The organism is Blautia sp. St.27G3, assembly GCF_059728505.1.
In genome coordinates, this window is record NZ_BAAGFO010000005.1 from 76,107 (window position 1) to 91,725 (window position 15,619).

Annotated in this window: 12 protein-coding genes and 1 tRNA gene; 3 read left to right on the forward strand and 10 right to left on the reverse strand. The window is 45.1% G+C overall.

All coding sequences use genetic code 11. From position 1 onward, the window contains the following. Nucleotides 1-103: 103 nt before the first annotated feature. A tRNA-Lys gene (locus tag AC6I2O_RS18995) sits at nucleotides 104-176 on the reverse strand. Between the two features lie 252 nt (nucleotides 177-428). Between AC6I2O_RS18995 and AC6I2O_RS19000 the strand changes: the two genes are divergently transcribed. Beyond that, nucleotides 429-1,694 (forward strand): AI-2E family transporter, encoded by a 1,266-nt coding sequence (locus tag AC6I2O_RS19000; protein ID WP_120393752.1) that lies wholly within the window; start codon nucleotides 429-431, stop codon nucleotides 1,692-1,694. A 224-nt stretch (nucleotides 1,695-1,918) separates the two neighbouring features. Here the strand turns inward: AC6I2O_RS19000 and trmB are convergent, their stop codons facing one another. Continuing rightward, on the reverse strand, nucleotides 1,919-2,590 hold the full coding sequence (gene trmB, locus AC6I2O_RS19005) for a tRNA (guanosine(46)-N7)-methyltransferase TrmB (protein ID WP_120393753.1): 672 nt from the start codon (nucleotides 2,588-2,590) through the stop codon (nucleotides 1,919-1,921). A 243-nt stretch (nucleotides 2,591-2,833) separates the two neighbouring features. Between trmB and AC6I2O_RS19010 the strand changes: the two genes are divergently transcribed. Then, nucleotides 2,834-4,792 carry a C40 family peptidase gene (locus AC6I2O_RS19010; RefSeq protein ID WP_497743485.1) on the forward strand — a complete coding sequence of 653 codons (1,959 nt, stop codon included), beginning with the start codon at nucleotides 2,834-2,836 and terminating at the stop codon, nucleotides 4,790-4,792. Between the two features lie 510 nt (nucleotides 4,793-5,302). Here the strand turns inward: AC6I2O_RS19010 and AC6I2O_RS19015 are convergent. The 3 genes from AC6I2O_RS19015 to AC6I2O_RS19025 all read right to left on the reverse strand — a co-directional run bounded on the left by AC6I2O_RS19015 (nucleotide 5,303) and on the right by AC6I2O_RS19025 (nucleotide 9,873). Continuing rightward, a complete protein-coding gene (locus tag AC6I2O_RS19015; RefSeq protein WP_120393755.1) occupies nucleotides 5,303-7,780 on the reverse strand; it encodes a hypothetical protein in 2,478 nt (825 codons plus the stop codon). Between the two features lies 1 nt (nucleotide 7,781). Beyond that, nucleotides 7,782-8,981: a class I SAM-dependent methyltransferase gene (locus tag AC6I2O_RS19020; RefSeq protein ID WP_120393756.1), complete on the reverse strand. Its 1,200-nt coding sequence runs from the start codon at nucleotides 8,979-8,981 to the stop codon at nucleotides 7,782-7,784. A 106-nt stretch (nucleotides 8,982-9,087) separates the two neighbouring features. Further along, nucleotides 9,088-9,873 carry a hypothetical protein gene (locus tag AC6I2O_RS19025; protein ID WP_120393757.1) on the reverse strand — a complete coding sequence of 262 codons (786 nt, stop codon included), beginning with the start codon at nucleotides 9,871-9,873 and terminating at the stop codon, nucleotides 9,088-9,090. Nucleotides 9,874-10,012: 139 nt separating this feature from the next. Here AC6I2O_RS19025 and ybaK point away from each other — a divergent pair, with 139 nt between their 5' ends. Next, entirely contained in the window at nucleotides 10,013-10,495 is a 483-nt protein-coding gene (gene ybaK / locus AC6I2O_RS19030) for a Cys-tRNA(Pro) deacylase (RefSeq protein ID WP_120393758.1), read from the forward strand. Between the two features lie 53 nt (nucleotides 10,496-10,548). Here the strand turns inward: ybaK and AC6I2O_RS19035 are convergent, their stop codons facing one another. From AC6I2O_RS19035 to tyrS, 5 genes are all read right to left on the reverse strand, one after another. Next, nucleotides 10,549-11,112 carry a manganese efflux pump MntP gene (locus AC6I2O_RS19035; RefSeq protein ID WP_120393759.1) on the reverse strand — a complete coding sequence of 188 codons (564 nt, stop codon included), beginning with the start codon at nucleotides 11,110-11,112 and terminating at the stop codon, nucleotides 10,549-10,551. Nucleotides 11,113-11,208: 96 nt separating this feature from the next. Next, entirely contained in the window at nucleotides 11,209-12,525 is a 1,317-nt protein-coding gene (locus AC6I2O_RS19040) for a replication-associated recombination protein A (RefSeq protein WP_120393760.1), read from the reverse strand. A gap of 69 nt (nucleotides 12,526-12,594) precedes the next feature. Next, nucleotides 12,595-13,335, reverse strand: a complete 741-nt coding sequence (locus AC6I2O_RS19045) for a polysaccharide deacetylase family protein (RefSeq protein WP_497743486.1) — start codon at nucleotides 13,333-13,335, stop codon at nucleotides 12,595-12,597. A 62-nt stretch (nucleotides 13,336-13,397) separates the two neighbouring features. Continuing rightward, nucleotides 13,398-13,898 carry a hypothetical protein gene (locus AC6I2O_RS19050; RefSeq protein ID WP_120393761.1) on the reverse strand — a complete coding sequence of 167 codons (501 nt, stop codon included), beginning with the start codon at nucleotides 13,896-13,898 and terminating at the stop codon, nucleotides 13,398-13,400. A gap of 16 nt (nucleotides 13,899-13,914) precedes the next feature. Further along, nucleotides 13,915-15,138, reverse strand: coding sequence for a tyrosine--tRNA ligase (gene tyrS, locus AC6I2O_RS19055; RefSeq protein WP_120393762.1), 1,224 nt, complete (start codon nucleotides 15,136-15,138; stop codon nucleotides 13,915-13,917). Nucleotides 15,139-15,619 lie beyond the last annotated feature (481 nt).

Genomic DNA, 15,619 nt, shown 5'->3' on the forward strand with positions numbered 1-15,619 from the left:
TCGCTTTTAACAAGCTTTTTGTTGTGTTTTACCAAACAGATTTTCAAACACAAAAAAAGCACCGTCCCCACGGAATCCATGTCCGCAAAAACAGTACTTTCAGTGCGCGATCAGGGGCTCGAACCCTGGACACCCTGATTAAGAGTCAGGTGCTCTACCAACTGAGCTAATCGCGCTTTTATACATTTTTCTTGCTTTTCTCTCACAAGCAAGGCTCATTATAATACAAGGTTTTATAAAATGCAAGTCCTTTTTTATATTTTTTTAATTTTTCTTAAATGAATGAAGCAAAGACCAGTCAGTTTCTATGTCCCGGTTTAGTTTTTTTTAACATTTCATACTCTTGAAACTCTTCATAAAATCTTCTATACTTTATATAAATATGTTATTAATTTAGGATAACTACCGACAGGAAAGGACACATCTGCATGAACGAAAAGCCACAGAAAAATGCTCGGGACCTGACAACAGATCCTCTACCCAGGAGCAAAAGCCAGCGCTTTATCAAAAACAATCAATACTTTACCATCTGCATTTACGCGGCAGTCATGATGGTAATCTGCGCCATCATCTTTAAATGTATCATTGATATTGAAAAGACAAAAGCCTGGGTTGGACAGATCCTGACAATGCTCAGCCCTTTTATTTTTGGCGCTCTTCTGGCCTACGTACTGAACCCGATGGTTCATATGTTCTATCGGACAATTGGCCGGCTCTGTGACAGAACCAGAATCCGCCTCAAACACAAGCCGCACACGATTATCTCTATTTTGATTACATATGTAATCGTTATCAGCTTTGTGGTACTGGCACTTGTCTATGTCCTTCCGGAAATTATACAGAACATCGTTGATTTTGTAAATTACATTCCAACCGCCTACAACACACTGATGGATCTGTTGATTCAGCTTCAGGAACGTTTTCCGTCCCTTGATTTGAATGGTATCATCAAACCGGTTTCCGACACCGTTCCGCAGCTGATCAATACACTGCAAAGTCTCGCCGCAGATATGCTGCCTGCACTGTATTCTCTGTCGGTCTCCATTGCAGGGTGGATTGTCAATGTCTTTATCACCATTATTGTATCCATTTATATGCTGTATGACAAACGCCGGATCATGCGGGTCTGCTGGAAGATGATTTATGCGTTTCTTCCTCAGAAGTATATTCCGCTGTGCAAAGAGATTGTTGCTGAATGCAACCGCCTTTTCAGCAGCTTTGTTGTTGGTAAATTTATCGACTCTCTGATTATCGGTATCCTGTGTTTTGTCCTGATGACGATTTTCCGAATGCCTTACACGCTGTTTATCAGTTTGATTGTCGGCGTGACAAATATGATTCCTTATTTCGGCCCATTTATCGGTGCAATTCCTGGAATCCTCATTATACTGTTCATCAGCCCCCTGCGCGCCGTAGGTTTTGCCATTTTAATCCTGGCATTGCAGCAGTTTGACGGTCTGATTCTCGGGCCCAAAATTCTGGGGGATTCCACTGGCATGAAGCCTCTTTGGATTATCTTTGCCATTTCGATTGGCGGCAGTATTGCCGGCGTGATCGGTATGTTTCTGGGAGTTCCTCTGGTTGCCTTCCTCAGCTATCTTCTGGATCGCTATCTTGACCACCGCCTCCGAAAGAAAAGCATTACCGACGCTATGATAGACGGCGCATTAAAAAATTTGGAGCTGGATGATTAATCCAGCTCCTCATTTCTTTTTGGGACTCGAGGTCCCAAGTATTTTTTTTACCTCATCAAGCGAAGTGCGCAACTGCAATGCCTTTTTGTTTAAAGCAGGTTTATCGTATGTAATATGATACAACTTTCTCTGAATACCATTCAAGCGCAAACAATTCCCCCCAGTTTTGATTGTCTCTCATAAATATATATTATGAAAGACCAACTCCCCTGGTTCTTCGTTTTTTACCGGTCAGCTCTGTCAGAATGACACCTGGAAATTACCATTTTAAAAATAGGATTCCCCTGACTGGAAAAACGCTCTTCATATTCTGTCATAATATTGCCCTGCATCATTTTTTTGTCGTGGTGCAGATCAAAGGTACATGCCTCCAGCCTCCAGTCCGTCTCTTTCACCTGATCGAGCGCAAAGTCAAACAGCGGGCGGTTATCTGTCTTAAACTCCACCCGGCCCTCTGGCTTCAAAATCTGGCTGTATCGCGCGAGAAATTCCTTGCTCGGCAAACGACGTTTCGCATGGCGGTCCTTTGGCCACGGATCTGAAAAATTCAGATAAATTCCGGAAACCTCATTCGGTCCGAACACCTCCGGCAATTCTTCCGCATCCATCCGCAAAAAGAACAGATTGGTAAGCTCCTCATGCTGTTCACGTTTTTCTAAAGCACGCAAAAGTACACTGGAATATTTTTCGATGCCAATGTAATTGCGCTCGGGATACAAGGCAGCCAGCTCTGTAATAAAGCGGCCTTTTCCCATCCCAACTTCAAGATATACCGGATGATCATTGCCAAAAACAGTATTCCACTTTCCCCTTTTCTCTTTCATTACATCTTCATGAACAACATACTCGCTTGCTGCAATCGTTTCCCGTGACCCTGGTATATTTCTCAGTCTCATCTCATCTCTCCATTTATGAAAAATTACTTTTCTGTTAACTGCTTCACATTTCTCTCACATTACACGTTTCTATCCTAGATATTTTCTCAGAAATTCGAAAAAAGTCAAGCTGGACTTATTGACTTTTTATTAAATATCGAGTAATATTTTAACTAACATGTAAAAAAATTGTAATCTTTATTCTACCCGCATGCTTATGTCGGTAATATAATTATAGAAGATATTTTGAGGGGATATGATATCATGAAAAAGCATAAGGTACTTGCACTCGTGATGCTGTCCGGACTTTTAACCATCGGCGCTCCCGCACTTTCTGTAAGCGCTAAATGGAAAAGTACCGCAGCTGGGAAAAATACCATGTATACCCAGAAAGCATCACCGGGTTATGTGACCGGCTGGAAAACCATCAAGAAATACACATATTACTTCAACTCGAAGGGTATTTTACAAAAAGGATTTCAGAAGATCAAAAAAAAGCTTTACTATTTTGAATCGCATGGAAGGTTGGTGACCGGATGGTTCATGACACCCGACGGCAAAAAATATTACGCAAATAAAAATGGCGTTGTCGCCACAAAAAAATGGGTAGGTAAATACTACCTGCAAGCCGACGGCTCCATGGCTGTTAATACATGGGTCAATGGCAAATGGGTGGGTCCTGACGGAAAATTTACCGGAGTCTACAATAACGGCTGGGTCAAAAAAGGAAGTAAAACATACTACTATGATTTGAATCTTCAACCAGTAAAAGGCTGGCTGATCCTAAGCGGCAAGAAATATTACCTCAATCCCAGTACCGGTGTCCTGATGAAAGGATGGATTACGGTTGGTGGCCGCAAATATTACGCACATTCCAGTACAGGCGCAATATTAACCTCCCAATGGAAAAGCGGTAAATACCTGACAGAGGATGGTTCCATGGCAGTCGGGGTTACAAAGATCGGAAAGTACACTTACTACTTTACCTCCGACGGCACACAGAAAAAAAGTTGCTGGCTTAAAATCAATAAAAAATACTACTACTTTAACAATAAAGGCGTCATGCTGAAAAAGAAGTGGGTTACAAATAAGTCCAAGACCAAAAAGTATTATGTAACCGCAGACGGTACGAGAGCACTTGGATGGATAAATATTGGTAAAAACACCTACTACTTCAATCCGAAAAATGGCCTGATGCAATCCGGCTGGATTACCGTAGACGGGCAGCGGTACTATCTGAATTCAAAAGGTCGCCTTCAGAAAGGTCGCTGGCTGTGGTCCGGAAAGTATTATGCTACAACTACCGGAGCCGTTTTAAAAGGCCTGAACGCAGTCGGCAGTTCGATTTATTACTTTGATACAACGACCGGTAAGAAGCTTACCAGTTCGTTGAAAAAAATTGGTACCGACTCCTACTATTTTCAGAGCGACGGTACTGCAGCTATAAATAAATGGATTACAATCGGTTCCAAATACTACTATTTCCAGAGCAACGGCAAAATGGCGAAGAATACCTGGGTAGGTCAGTATTTCGTCGACGCAAACGGAGTGCGGACCAATCAGGTACGCAAGACCGGATGGAACACGTTTAACGGTGTAAAGTACTATTTTGACAGCAATGGAACTATGCTAACCGGATGGCAGACGATCAACGGAAGCACATATTACTTCAATACAAACGGCGCAATGTTTTCCGGTATTCAGATGATCGGCAGTCAGAAATACTGTTTCTACAGCGACGGACGCCTTGTCACCTCCACTACGATCGTATTCGGTACAAAACAGTACACAGTGAACGCAAACGGCGTAGTCACCAAGGAGGAAAGCATTAAAGTATCCGGCAGCACCAAGGGAGTCCAGATTGTAAACTACGCGCTTCAATTCGTCGGCAACCGTTATGTATATGGCGGAAACAGTCTGACAGATGGAGTGGACTGTTCTGGTTTTGTACAGCAGGTATTCAAATACTTCGGCATCTCGACACCACGTGTTGCAGACGACCAGATGAAATATAAATATGCAACAGTTGTGGATATTTCCAGCATCCAGCCGGGAGATCTTCTCTTCTATGGCTCCGCAAACTATGCATCGCACGTTGCAATCTATATGGGTGATGGAAAAATCGTTCATGCCAGCAATTCACAGCCGTATCCACAGGGCGGCATTAAAGTATCGAACTACAATTACCAGACTCCAATCCGTGCCGTACGTTACTGGAGCTGAATCTGATCTCTTCGTTCGAAAATGATTCTTGTAAGTTATGTTTATAAAAGGGGATCATTCAATCATCTAATTTAGTGATTGAATGATCCCCCTTTTCGTAGGAACTCTCAGGTATTAGAAGAATATTCCAGTAGAAATGCCCATGTATATTCTGATTATTCTGACAATATATCAAATTTGCTCAAAACACACTTGTCAACCTTTTTCCTCATTTTCCCCTCACATTTTAACAATTTATCACATTACACAAAACGTCCGTTCTTTCAAAAAACTATGTAAACCGACTTATACACCACCAAAAATGTGGATAATGTGGATAAGTCGGTGCATAATTCCATTTCATCGCTTTTTTCAACGCTTATACTTGTGGATAACTTGCGGATATTTTGTCAGTCTCTGTCGGATTCTTCAAAAGTATCTCCTCCAATTTTGTGCAGATTTCCTTTACATTTCCTTTTTTCCCAGTCCTCTGACAAACAAAACCATACAATTCACAGACAATTATGCAAACTATCTGATTTCAGTATCCAGATACGACACAAACCGATTTCCCGCAGCCTCAAAATCTCTCTTACTGTCTTCCGGTCCCCAGAAATATGTCTCCGTCTCTCCCGGATTGAGTAAAATCAGATTTCCGTAATCATCATACCCTGTGATGATTACCACTTTGCCCGGCATTGCTCCGATCACCGGATGCCCCTGCCCTACAAAGTACAGTACCTGCTCCAACGTACAGCCGGTCAGGCCGATTGCATCCCTGCCAAGCGATGCCTCCAGTGCCTCTATATCCATTGTACCAGTCTTCACAATATCCGGAATATTCTCCACCTTAATCTTGCTGACAGCCGGTTTGTTTCCACGCTCCCAGACAAACTCTTTCGCATTGTTAATCACAACACCTACCTGCTCATCTGCTCTGCGGACCGCCTCTGCCGCAGTTGGCCATTGACTCTCGAGCTTACCGCCTGCATAGACGTAATACAGATTTTCCCGGTCTGAATTTCCAGGAATGAAAACCGTACGTGAATTATCGTAAACAAGTACCTTACTGTTCACCTGCTGTGGGTTTTTGTCTCTTATCTCTGTACCTACCCGCAGGAGAATTTCCGTCTGTTTTATGCTGTCCTCCTTTGTCGCAACACCATAAACGACATCCTCTTCCATACTTGTGCTCACAATCTGATCTTCCGTTGTCTCTGTATAAACACCGGCCTGTCCCGTCGCGCGCTTCAGCCTCAGCATATTATTCGTCTGCTCTGTAGACATGACATAAATTCCACTCGGCTGATAATTCTTGATTTCCTCGCCCTCTTTATTCACAATTGCCAACCGGTACATAGGAAATACTTCATTTCCCACATCCGTAGTGTTAATCTCCGAGGTACGCGCGCTACCGTAAACAAGATCCTCTCCCATAAAGCAAATCGGGCGAATTCTCTCATCCTCGCCACAGGTCATCTCTCTCACGGAGCCTGTCTCAAAATCCATCGTATACAGCGTTCTGGAATCATAGCGTTCCCCTTCCTTCAACCAGCTGAAATAACGGTTACTCTCAGAACTTGCATAACATCCATTTCGGATTCCGTCTACCACACGTTCATACTCCCGGGTATTCAGATTAATGCGATAAATAATCCCTTCCAGAAGAATATAACAGTTCTCACGATTGTCCGTGACATATGCCAGTGCGTCAATATCCAGCTTCAGCATATCGTAGGATTCCATTGTCTGAACAAACAGAATTTCCTCTACTGTCGCGGACGCCTCTTCATAAGAATAAAAACCGATACCGTTCTCTCCCTCGCGTTTGCCACGGTTCATATAACCAGATACTGCAAACAGAATATTTCCTGATTCTTCTACCCGCAGCACCTTAATATTATTCTGATCATAAAAATCCCGGTAATCCATATTTTCCTGCTGCGGGAAACCAAAGATACGTGTCAGCTTTCCTCCATTGATCCGATACTCCCACAGTTCATTTTCCTGTACAAAGGCTACGGTCTTTTTCTTCTCATCAAATTTGAACTCCACATCCGTATTTGAGATGCCAAGGTTAATTCCGGCTGTTTCCAGAACCCCCTGATCCGGACGAAATGTTTCCTGTGTCCTCCGCGTAAAATCGAGAAGGAACACACGCGTGTCTGTATAGCGGAGACGATAAAACTCTTCGATATTGTAAATATCGCTCACGCCTGCCTGATTTACAGCTGAAACGCGATAATTTAATACAAACGAAGCCGTTGTACCATTGATATCCACCAGGCTTGGCGTAGGTTTATAATAAATCTGCGGATTTACATCCCCCCACATGAGCTGGTAAACACTGTCATGAATATCCATATATGCCAGCGATTTCGATTTTCCCGTCCTCTCATTCGGCTCTACGACCGCGCCCAGGGATTCCTGATCTGTCTTATTGACACATTTTTCATAAAATCCTGTCACAAAATTGAGATAATCCTCCAGATGAAGTCCATCTTCCAGTAATAGCCTTGTATAATAATAGATTTCCCGGCCGCCCGCCGTAATTTGAATCTTTAAAATATATTCCTGTTCCAGCAGCATATGATTCTGAATTTGCAGCGTTGCATTCAGATAGTTATCTTTTTCTTCAAATCGGATTACATTCGTATTCTCGAGAGACTGGCTCCCATCCAGTTTCACCACCTCATAAGAAACGCTCTCGATATTTGTGTCAAACGGCTGAATCGACACATTCAGGCTATGGCTCTCCGGAAGAACCGTCACTGTATCACGAATATAGTTTACATCCATCTCCCTTGCATATCCATGAAGACAATTATAATTCACACCCTTATTCTGCATATAAACAAGCGGAAACGTAGAATATTCCATTGCCTGTGCCGTACTCGGCGCCGTCTGATTCACCCAGCGCGCAAACCCAATCACGGAAATGATAAAAATCACCGTCAGTACAGCAACGTGAACCAGTATATTTTTTACTGTCGATAATCTATCCTGCATATTATCTGTCTCCTATCTCTTTGTACAAACTGGTTGACGGCATCCCTGGCCTGTCCGAAAGCAGCGCAGCCAGCGTCGGCTGCACGTGCAGAAAATCCATGCAGCCGCGAAGGCTCTCCCCTGATTTTTCTGTCTTTTTCTTATCCTCCCACACTGCCCGGAGCAATATATTTTTGGGCGTGTGTTCCATATCAATAAACTCTAGTACCTGCACGTGATACCCAGCCTGCTCAAGAAGCTCTGCCCGCAAACCATCCGTAACCAGCGCGGATATCCGTTCCTTCAGCAACCCGTATTTCAGAATCGGCTTTAGCATTTCATTTTCAATCTGCCCATTTAACTCATGCTGGCAGCACGGCACGGAGAGGATTGCTTTTGCATTCCAGCGAACGGCTTTTGCAAGCGCATAATCGGTTGCCGTATCACAGGCGTGCAGTGTAATGACAAGATCTACCTGATCTGGCCCCTCGTAGTCAGCAATATCGCCAGTTTGAAAATGCAATTTTTCATAGCCAAATTCCTCTGCCAGATGATTACAGTTCCGTATCACATCTTCTTTCAGATCAAGCCCGATAATCTTCAGATCGTACCCCTTTTTCTCATGCAGATAATAGTAAACGGCAAAAGTCAGATACGATTTGCCACAGCCAAAATCAATCACCGTAAGCTCCCGGCCGTTTTCCAGAACCGGGCAGACGTCCTCGATGAATTCCAGGAAACGATTGATCTGCCGGAACTTGTCATATTTCGCCCGAACCACCTTTCCCTCCGGCGTCATAACGCCAAGCTTTACAAGAAAAGGAACTGGAATGCCTTCCTGCAAAAGATATTGTTTTGTACGGTTATGACGCAAATCTGCTTTTTCCCGCCTCTGCGCGCAACGTTTGGAACGAATGGTCACTTTCCCCTTTTTGCTGACCAGAACCGTCACCGTTTCTTTCGTTGTCTCCAGCTGCATCTGTTTGAAATCACGGCTCATCCAGGCAAGCAGCGCGGAAATCATCTCTTTCTCTTCATAATTTTTATGAAATTCTTTTTTGCCATCCCAAAGAGCTGCCTGAAATATCAGTTGGCCCCGGCCCTGCAGCGGCCGCACTTTGATTTTCTGAATCGCATCCGTCATCACTTTTTGCCCGCTTATCACAATATGCAGCAGCTCTTCATTCAGACATGTTTCCAGTAATGTTCTCAGTTCTTCCATGCTTTATCCCCTTATTTCCTTATTTATTGCCTTATTCCCTTATTTTCCATCTGCTTTTTATCAGTATACTATTCCTGTTCTGATTGAACAAGGCTTTTCTGGCGTTTTATCGATACTGTGCCGCTCTCTTGCATCCACGATGCCTGCATCGTCTGTGATGCATTTCCTGCAACAGCAAAACACGAATCAAATCATCCGCCCAGTTTCTTCCCGGCCTTCTTCCTGGTCCGCGGTACTGCATAGATAACATCTCGTCTACTTCTTTTGTTGTGCTCTGTGTTGTCTCCAGCATTTCCGGCGGAAGTTCATCTCGCATCTCTTCCAGAATCCGCTGTACAATCTGCTGTACCGTTGTATGATCGGGATGCTCGTCGTACATCGCGCTGCCCTCATACTCCATCTTGTCACATTCCTCCTCTATATATGGGAGCATCCGTTTTACCGTATCAGGATACATGGACTGCAGTCTGCGCAGATCGCGTTCCATCATTTTCTGCTCTTCCATCACACCCGCGTAATCTGGCATTGTAAAATACGGAGGCAGTTCTGATTGTCCTTCCTGCCTTTCCCCCTGAACTGTCATCTCCTGTCCTGTTTTCCCGCTCATCCCGGACGGCATCTCCTGCACACCCTCATTTGCCATTGGAGCCGTCTCTCGTGTAACACCTCTTCCAGTTGACGGCATTCCCCATGCCGTATCGCCATTCATTCCCCACGCCGCTCTTTCATTGCGCTCCTGCGGAAGCTCTTCCTCGCCTTCGTAAGGATTCCATCCGCTTCTTTCCCGCTCCTGATCAATCTCTTCCGCTCTCATAAATGCGCTTCGTACCGCCATGGTTCTTCTCCGTCTGCTGTCCTGCCCTTGCCCTTTGCCTGTATTGTAATAATACATAACTGACCTCTCATTTTTCTGTTCCTTATATTATATGACAAGAGAGGCAAAAGGAAATAAATTTTCATTTGCATTTCTGTTCATCCGTAGTAAAATAAGATTTTGTAATTATTTCAGCGTACGTAAAAGGAGAGCAACCATGTCCAAGGGAAAAGAAATCAAGACAAATGCCATGCGGATTCTCGATCGCATGAAAATTCCATATAATACACATACCTATGAATGTACAGAATTTACAGACGGCCAGCAGACCGCAGACCTCCTCGGTTTTCCGCATGAGATCATGTTTAAAACGCTCGTTACAGTCAGTCCGGCCAGAGCCTATTTTGTCTTTGTCATTCCCATTGACTGCGAGCTAAATTTAAAAAAAGCCGCCCGGGCAGCATCCGTCAAATCGCTTTCTATGATTCATGTCAAAGAAATAAACGAAGTGACCGGATACGTCCGGGGCGGCTGCACCGCGATCGGCATGAAAAAACAATATCCTGTGTATCTGCATGAATCTGCACTTGCCCATCCGCAAATTATCGTCAGCGGAGGCAAAATCGGCGTGCAGCTGGAACTTGCTCCACAGGATTATGAGAAAGTATGCCATGCAACGTTTTGCGATCTTGTGGAATAACCTCTGTCTACTTTATAAACCGGCTCAAAAATCAGACAAACAACAACCTGATTTCAAAATACGCCCAGATGCTCCAGTAGTATTTTCAGTCCCAGCAAAATCAGAATCAGACCTCCGGCAAACTCTGCCTTTGCCTTATATCTTGCTCCGAATGCATTGCCAATCTTTGCTCCTGCCATGGACAGTATAAACGTGACCAGACCGATAAAAAGGACGGCTGCCACAATGTTCGTATCCGGCAGAAATGCAAACGTAATACCGACAGCCAAGGCATCAATACTCGTTGCAACGGCAAGTAAACACATAGTCTTAACATCCGTGGAGCCGCTTGTTTCCCCTTCTTCTTGCTTGACGGCTTCCCGGATCATATTCCCGCCGATCAGCGTCAGCAGCACAAATGTAATCCAGTGATCCACTGCCGTAATATACCCCCGGAACTGATAGCCAAGCAAATATCCGATTAAAGGCATAAGCGCCTGAAAGCCTCCAAACCATATACCACAAATGGCTGCATGTTTGAAATTGCATTTTTCCATAGCAAGACCCTTACAAACCGAAACAGCAAACGCATCCATCGACAATCCCACAGCCAGAATAAACAATTCCAAAATACCCATTTTTGTTCATCCCCTTTTCCTTAGTTTTTATACTTCTTATCTTATTCCGAACAGGTTCTACTTTCTCCTGCATAGATACCTCTGAAACATATTTCCCTATTCTTCATGAAGCCATTCGAGATAACGACGGATAGTTCGTTCATAACCATTTTCTGACGGCTCATAAAACCGTCTGCCAACCAGCTCATCCGGCAAATACTGCTGCTTGGAAAAATGCTTAGGGTAATCATGCGCATATTCATAGCCGATTCCCCTGCCAAGCTTTGCCGCTCCTTTATAGTGGCTGTCACACAAATGCACCGGAACAGCAGCCGGTCGCTCTCTCACTGCTCTCATTGCCTCTGCAATCGCTTTATCCGCAGAATTGCTCTTCGGCGCAGAGGCCATATACAATACCGCCTGCGACAAAATAAGCTGTGCTTCCGGCATCCCGATCCGTTCCACGGCCTGCGCCGCAGCGACTGCCACCTGAAGCGCCTGAGGATCGGCATTCCCGACATCCTCTGAAGCGCAGATCATAATCCTTCGCGCAATAAATGTGACACTCTCGCCTGCATACAGCATCCGCGCAAGGTAATAAACCGCGGCGTCCGGATCGGAACCGCGCATGCTTTTAATAAACGCCGAAACTGTATCATAATGGCTGTCGCCGTTTTTATCGTAACGCACAGCCCGTTTCTGAATGCATTCAGAAGCCACATCCAGGGTAATACGAATCGTTCCGTCCGCTCCCGGCGCCGTCGTCAGCACGCCGAGCTCCACCGCATTCAAAGCTGCTCTGGCATCCCCGCCGCAAATATCTGCAAGAAAATCCGCCGCATCTTCATCAATCGCCGCATTGTAAGCTCCCATCCCGCGTTCTGTATCATAAACGGCCCGGTTAATCAATACCCGAATATCCTCTTTTTCCAAAGGCCTCAGTTCAAAAACTACAGACCGTGAAATCAGAGCACTGTTCACCTCAAAATATGGATTTTCCGTCGTTGCTCCGATCAGAATCAACGTGCCGTCCTCGACAAATGGCAGCAGATAATCCTGCTGGCTTTTATTAAAACGGTGAATCTCGTCCACAAACAGGATCGTCTTTTTTCCGTACATGCCAAGATTATCCTTTGCGGCCTTCACCACCTCTTCCATATCTTTTTTGCCTGCCACCGTAGCATTAATCTGCGTAAACTCCGCACTGGTCGTATTTGCAATGACTCTCGCCAGCGTGGTTTTTCCGGTTCCCGGAGGACCATAGAAAATCAGCGAACTCAGCTTATCCGCCGAGATTGCCCGGTACAAAAGCTTATCTTTCCCAATAATATGCGCCTGGCCGACAACCTCCTCCAGCGTCCTTGGCCGAATACGCGACGCCAGAGGCGCCTCACTTTTCATAGTTTTTGTTCTTGCATACTCAAATAAATCCATTTCTGCTCCTGTTCACTCAAAACTGCGTCATATGTTATTACTTTTTGAAGTATGGCCTGTTCTATTATCTCACTCAAGTATCAGTTCCTCAACCGTTACAAATTCATACCCTTCCGCCAGCAGCTGATCCACAACCTCAAGCGCCGCTGTAACAGAAGATTCATAACAGTCATGCATCAGGATGATATCTCCTGCCTTTACTTTATCCAGAATACGCTGTTTGACCAGCGCCTGATTTTTGGTCGTCCAGTCCAGAGGATCTACATCCCACATGACCGGAATCATCTGAAAAGAGCATTCCATTGATTTATTCCACTCGCCAAACGGCGGCCGGACAAATTCGGTGTCTTCCCCCGTGATTTCCCTTATCAGAGCACTTGTCTTTTCAATCTGCTCACATGCTGCCTCACCGCTCAGATCACAGATTTTCACATGATCAAATGTATGATTCCCAATCAAATGACCTCCCTCATACATCTTCTCAATCAAATCCTCTCTGCCGGAAATATTTTTCCCAATCACAAAAAAAGACGCGTGTACATTCCGCTCTGCCAGGCCTTCCAAAAGCATTTTCGTATAAACTGGATGCGGACCATCGTCAAAGGTAAGCGCGATCCGCTTATCTTCTCCTGCAGCTGTAATCGGCACAGCATCCCCCAATTTCACAAGATCCGTATAAGCTGAGAATGCCAGGATTGCCGCCATTCCCCAAAAAAACAGAGATTTTCCAATCCTGGCTCCTATCTCAACAAATAACCGCCGATATCCGCTCTTTTCTTTTTCTTCTCTGTCAGAAACTATCTTCTCCATGCTCTACCAGATATCCATATTTTCTTGCTCTATTATATGATACTGGTTCGCGAAGCATGACACTACGGTTCTTCAACTTCCAACGCCGCTTCAGTCTCCTCCACTTCTTCGCTTTCCGTCTGCCCTTCAATCTCTGGCTGCGTATCAGCCATCGGCTCCTCTGCCTCTTCCTGTCTGTTGCCGTCAGTTCCGCTAAATTCCTCCCGGAACCTCTTTTTCAGGAAAATGCAGCAGATATAAATCAGAATCCCTGTCGTGCCCTTCAAGTCAACCATAAAGTACACGAGTCCGCCAAGGCCAATGAAATCCAGCCCCGCATAGATATAGTAAGCTCTTTTCTGTGCATCATTCTTACCTTCAAAGGCATTCAGCCACATGACAGCAAGCACATCAGACACCACCCAGAAAATTGCAAGACAAACGCTGATTGCAATCGGAAAAAGAATCGTTTCCACTCTGTCGGTCACGCCAAGCACAATCAATACTGCTAGCAGCACCACAAGTGACGCGATTGAAAGATACGTCACTCTGTTCCGGACTTTTCTTCTCTGTTCGTCTGTCATAGCACGCCTCCTGTCTTCAGACTAACGTCACCTTGCGGAAATTCTTTTTCCCACGTTTCAATACAATACCGTCTCCGCTCAGTTTTTCACCTGAAATCACGGTTTTGGTATCAGTCACTTTTTCACCATCCACGGCCACGCCGCCCTGTTCTACCGCACGGCGGCCTTCTGAACGAGATGGTACCAATCCGGTCTTCTGAAGAAGAGAAACGATATCAATACCTCCATCCTCAAGATCTGCCTCTGTCAGCTCTGTGGTCGGCATATTTGCTGCATTTCCACTGGAAAACAGTGCGCGTGCGCCCTCCTGCGCTTTTTTCGCCTCTTCTTCCCCGTGTACAAGGGCGGTCAGCTCATAAGCAAGAATCTCTTTAGCCTGATTCAACTGGCTTCCTTCCCACTGATCCATCTCATCAATCTGCTCCAGCGGCAGGAAGGTCAGCATACGCAGGCACTTGAGTACATCGGCATCCCCCACATTCCTCCAGTACTGATAAAAATCAAATGGAGAAGTCTTCTTCGGATCAAGCCATACTGCACCACTTTGCGTCTTGCCCATCTTTTTGCCCTCGGAATTCAGCAGCAGCGTAATGGTCATCGCGTACGCGTCCTTGCCCAGTTTGCGGCGAATCAGCTCTGTGCCGCCCAGCATATTGCTCCACTGGTCATCCCCGCCAAACTGCATATTACAGCCATATTTCTGAAACAGTGCATAGAAATCATAGCTCTGCATAATCATGTAATTGAATTCAAGGAAACTGAGACCACGCTCCATTCTCTGCTTGTAGCACTCTGCTGTCAGCATACGGTTTACAGAAAAATGCGGGCCTACTTCACGCAGAAGCTCCACATAATTCAGATCCATAAGCCATTCTGCATTATTAACCATCAAAGCTTTTCCCTCTGAAAAATCAATAAAACGGCTCATCTGCTCTTTGAAACAATCACAGTTATGCTGGATTGTCTCTTTTGTCATCATCTGGCGCATATCCGTTCTACCCGACGGATCTCCGATCATACCGGTTCCGCCTCCAATTAATGCAATCGGCTTATTCCCCGCCATCTGCAAACGCTTCATCAGGCAAAGCGCCATAAAATGCCCTACGTGAAGGCTGTCCGCAGTCGGATCAAATCCAATATAAAACGTAGCCTTACCATTGTTCACAAGTTCCCGGATCTCCTTTTCATCCGTCACCTGTGCGATCAGTCCTCTTGCAACCAGTTCCTCATAAATCTGCATCATTCTTCCTCCTTGTATTTCGCGGGCAGCCATTTTTTGCGTGCAGTACGCATTTTCTTAAAACAATGATCTTACCAGGCAATTTCAAAAATTTCCGTAAGACAAAAAGCTCCCGCCTTATTCTCACATAAGGACGAGAGCCATAAATCCCGTGTTACCACCTTATTTCACAGCCAGCTCACACTGACTGCCTCTGTGGGTATTCTCTACCCTGACACAGTAACGGTTGTCCTCCGCCGCAGCCTATTAAAATTCATCCGTCCTGTCATAGAACCGGAGATTTGTTCGGTGCGAAGCTCTGGGAGGTATTCAAAAACAGCTTCCGTGCGCGCCTCTCATCACCCGGCAACTTTCTGTCTCTTCGGCTGCTTTCTACTTGTTCCCTTCATTGCTTTCCGATTAGTATAGCCCAGTTCCTGAAGATTTGTCAAGGATGCGTTTTATTCCGTTTTTGCATGAAAGACCTGCATAAAAAGTGCCT

Bases quoted from the DNA above. Each gene is read 5' to 3' on its own strand.
- AC6I2O_RS19000 (WP_120393752.1), top strand. From the start codon at position 429: ATGAACGAAAAGCCACAGAAAAATGCTCGGGACCTGACAACAGATCCT.
- trmB (WP_120393753.1), bottom strand. From the start codon at position 2,590: ATGAGACTGAGAAATATACCAGGGTCACGGGAAACGATTGCAGCAAGC.
- AC6I2O_RS19010 (WP_497743485.1), top strand. From the start codon at position 2,834: ATGAAAAAGCATAAGGTACTTGCACTCGTGATGCTGTCCGGACTTTTA.
- AC6I2O_RS19015 (WP_120393755.1), bottom strand. From the start codon at position 7,780: ATGCAGGATAGATTATCGACAGTAAAAAATATACTGGTTCACGTTGCT.
- AC6I2O_RS19020 (WP_120393756.1), bottom strand. From the start codon at position 8,981: ATGGAAGAACTGAGAACATTACTGGAAACATGTCTGAATGAAGAGCTG.
- AC6I2O_RS19025 (WP_120393757.1), bottom strand. From the start codon at position 9,873: ATGTATTATTACAATACAGGCAAAGGGCAAGGGCAGGACAGCAGACGG.
- ybaK (WP_120393758.1), top strand. From the start codon at position 10,013: ATGTCCAAGGGAAAAGAAATCAAGACAAATGCCATGCGGATTCTCGAT.
- AC6I2O_RS19035 (WP_120393759.1), bottom strand. From the start codon at position 11,112: ATGGGTATTTTGGAATTGTTTATTCTGGCTGTGGGATTGTCGATGGAT.
- AC6I2O_RS19040 (WP_120393760.1), bottom strand. From the start codon at position 12,525: ATGGATTTATTTGAGTATGCAAGAACAAAAACTATGAAAAGTGAGGCG.
- AC6I2O_RS19045 (WP_497743486.1), bottom strand. From the start codon at position 13,335: ATGGAGAAGATAGTTTCTGACAGAGAAGAAAAAGAAAAGAGCGGATAT.
- AC6I2O_RS19050 (WP_120393761.1), bottom strand. From the start codon at position 13,898: ATGACAGACGAACAGAGAAGAAAAGTCCGGAACAGAGTGACGTATCTT.
- tyrS (WP_120393762.1), bottom strand. From the start codon at position 15,138: ATGCAGATTTATGAGGAACTGGTTGCAAGAGGACTGATCGCACAGGTG.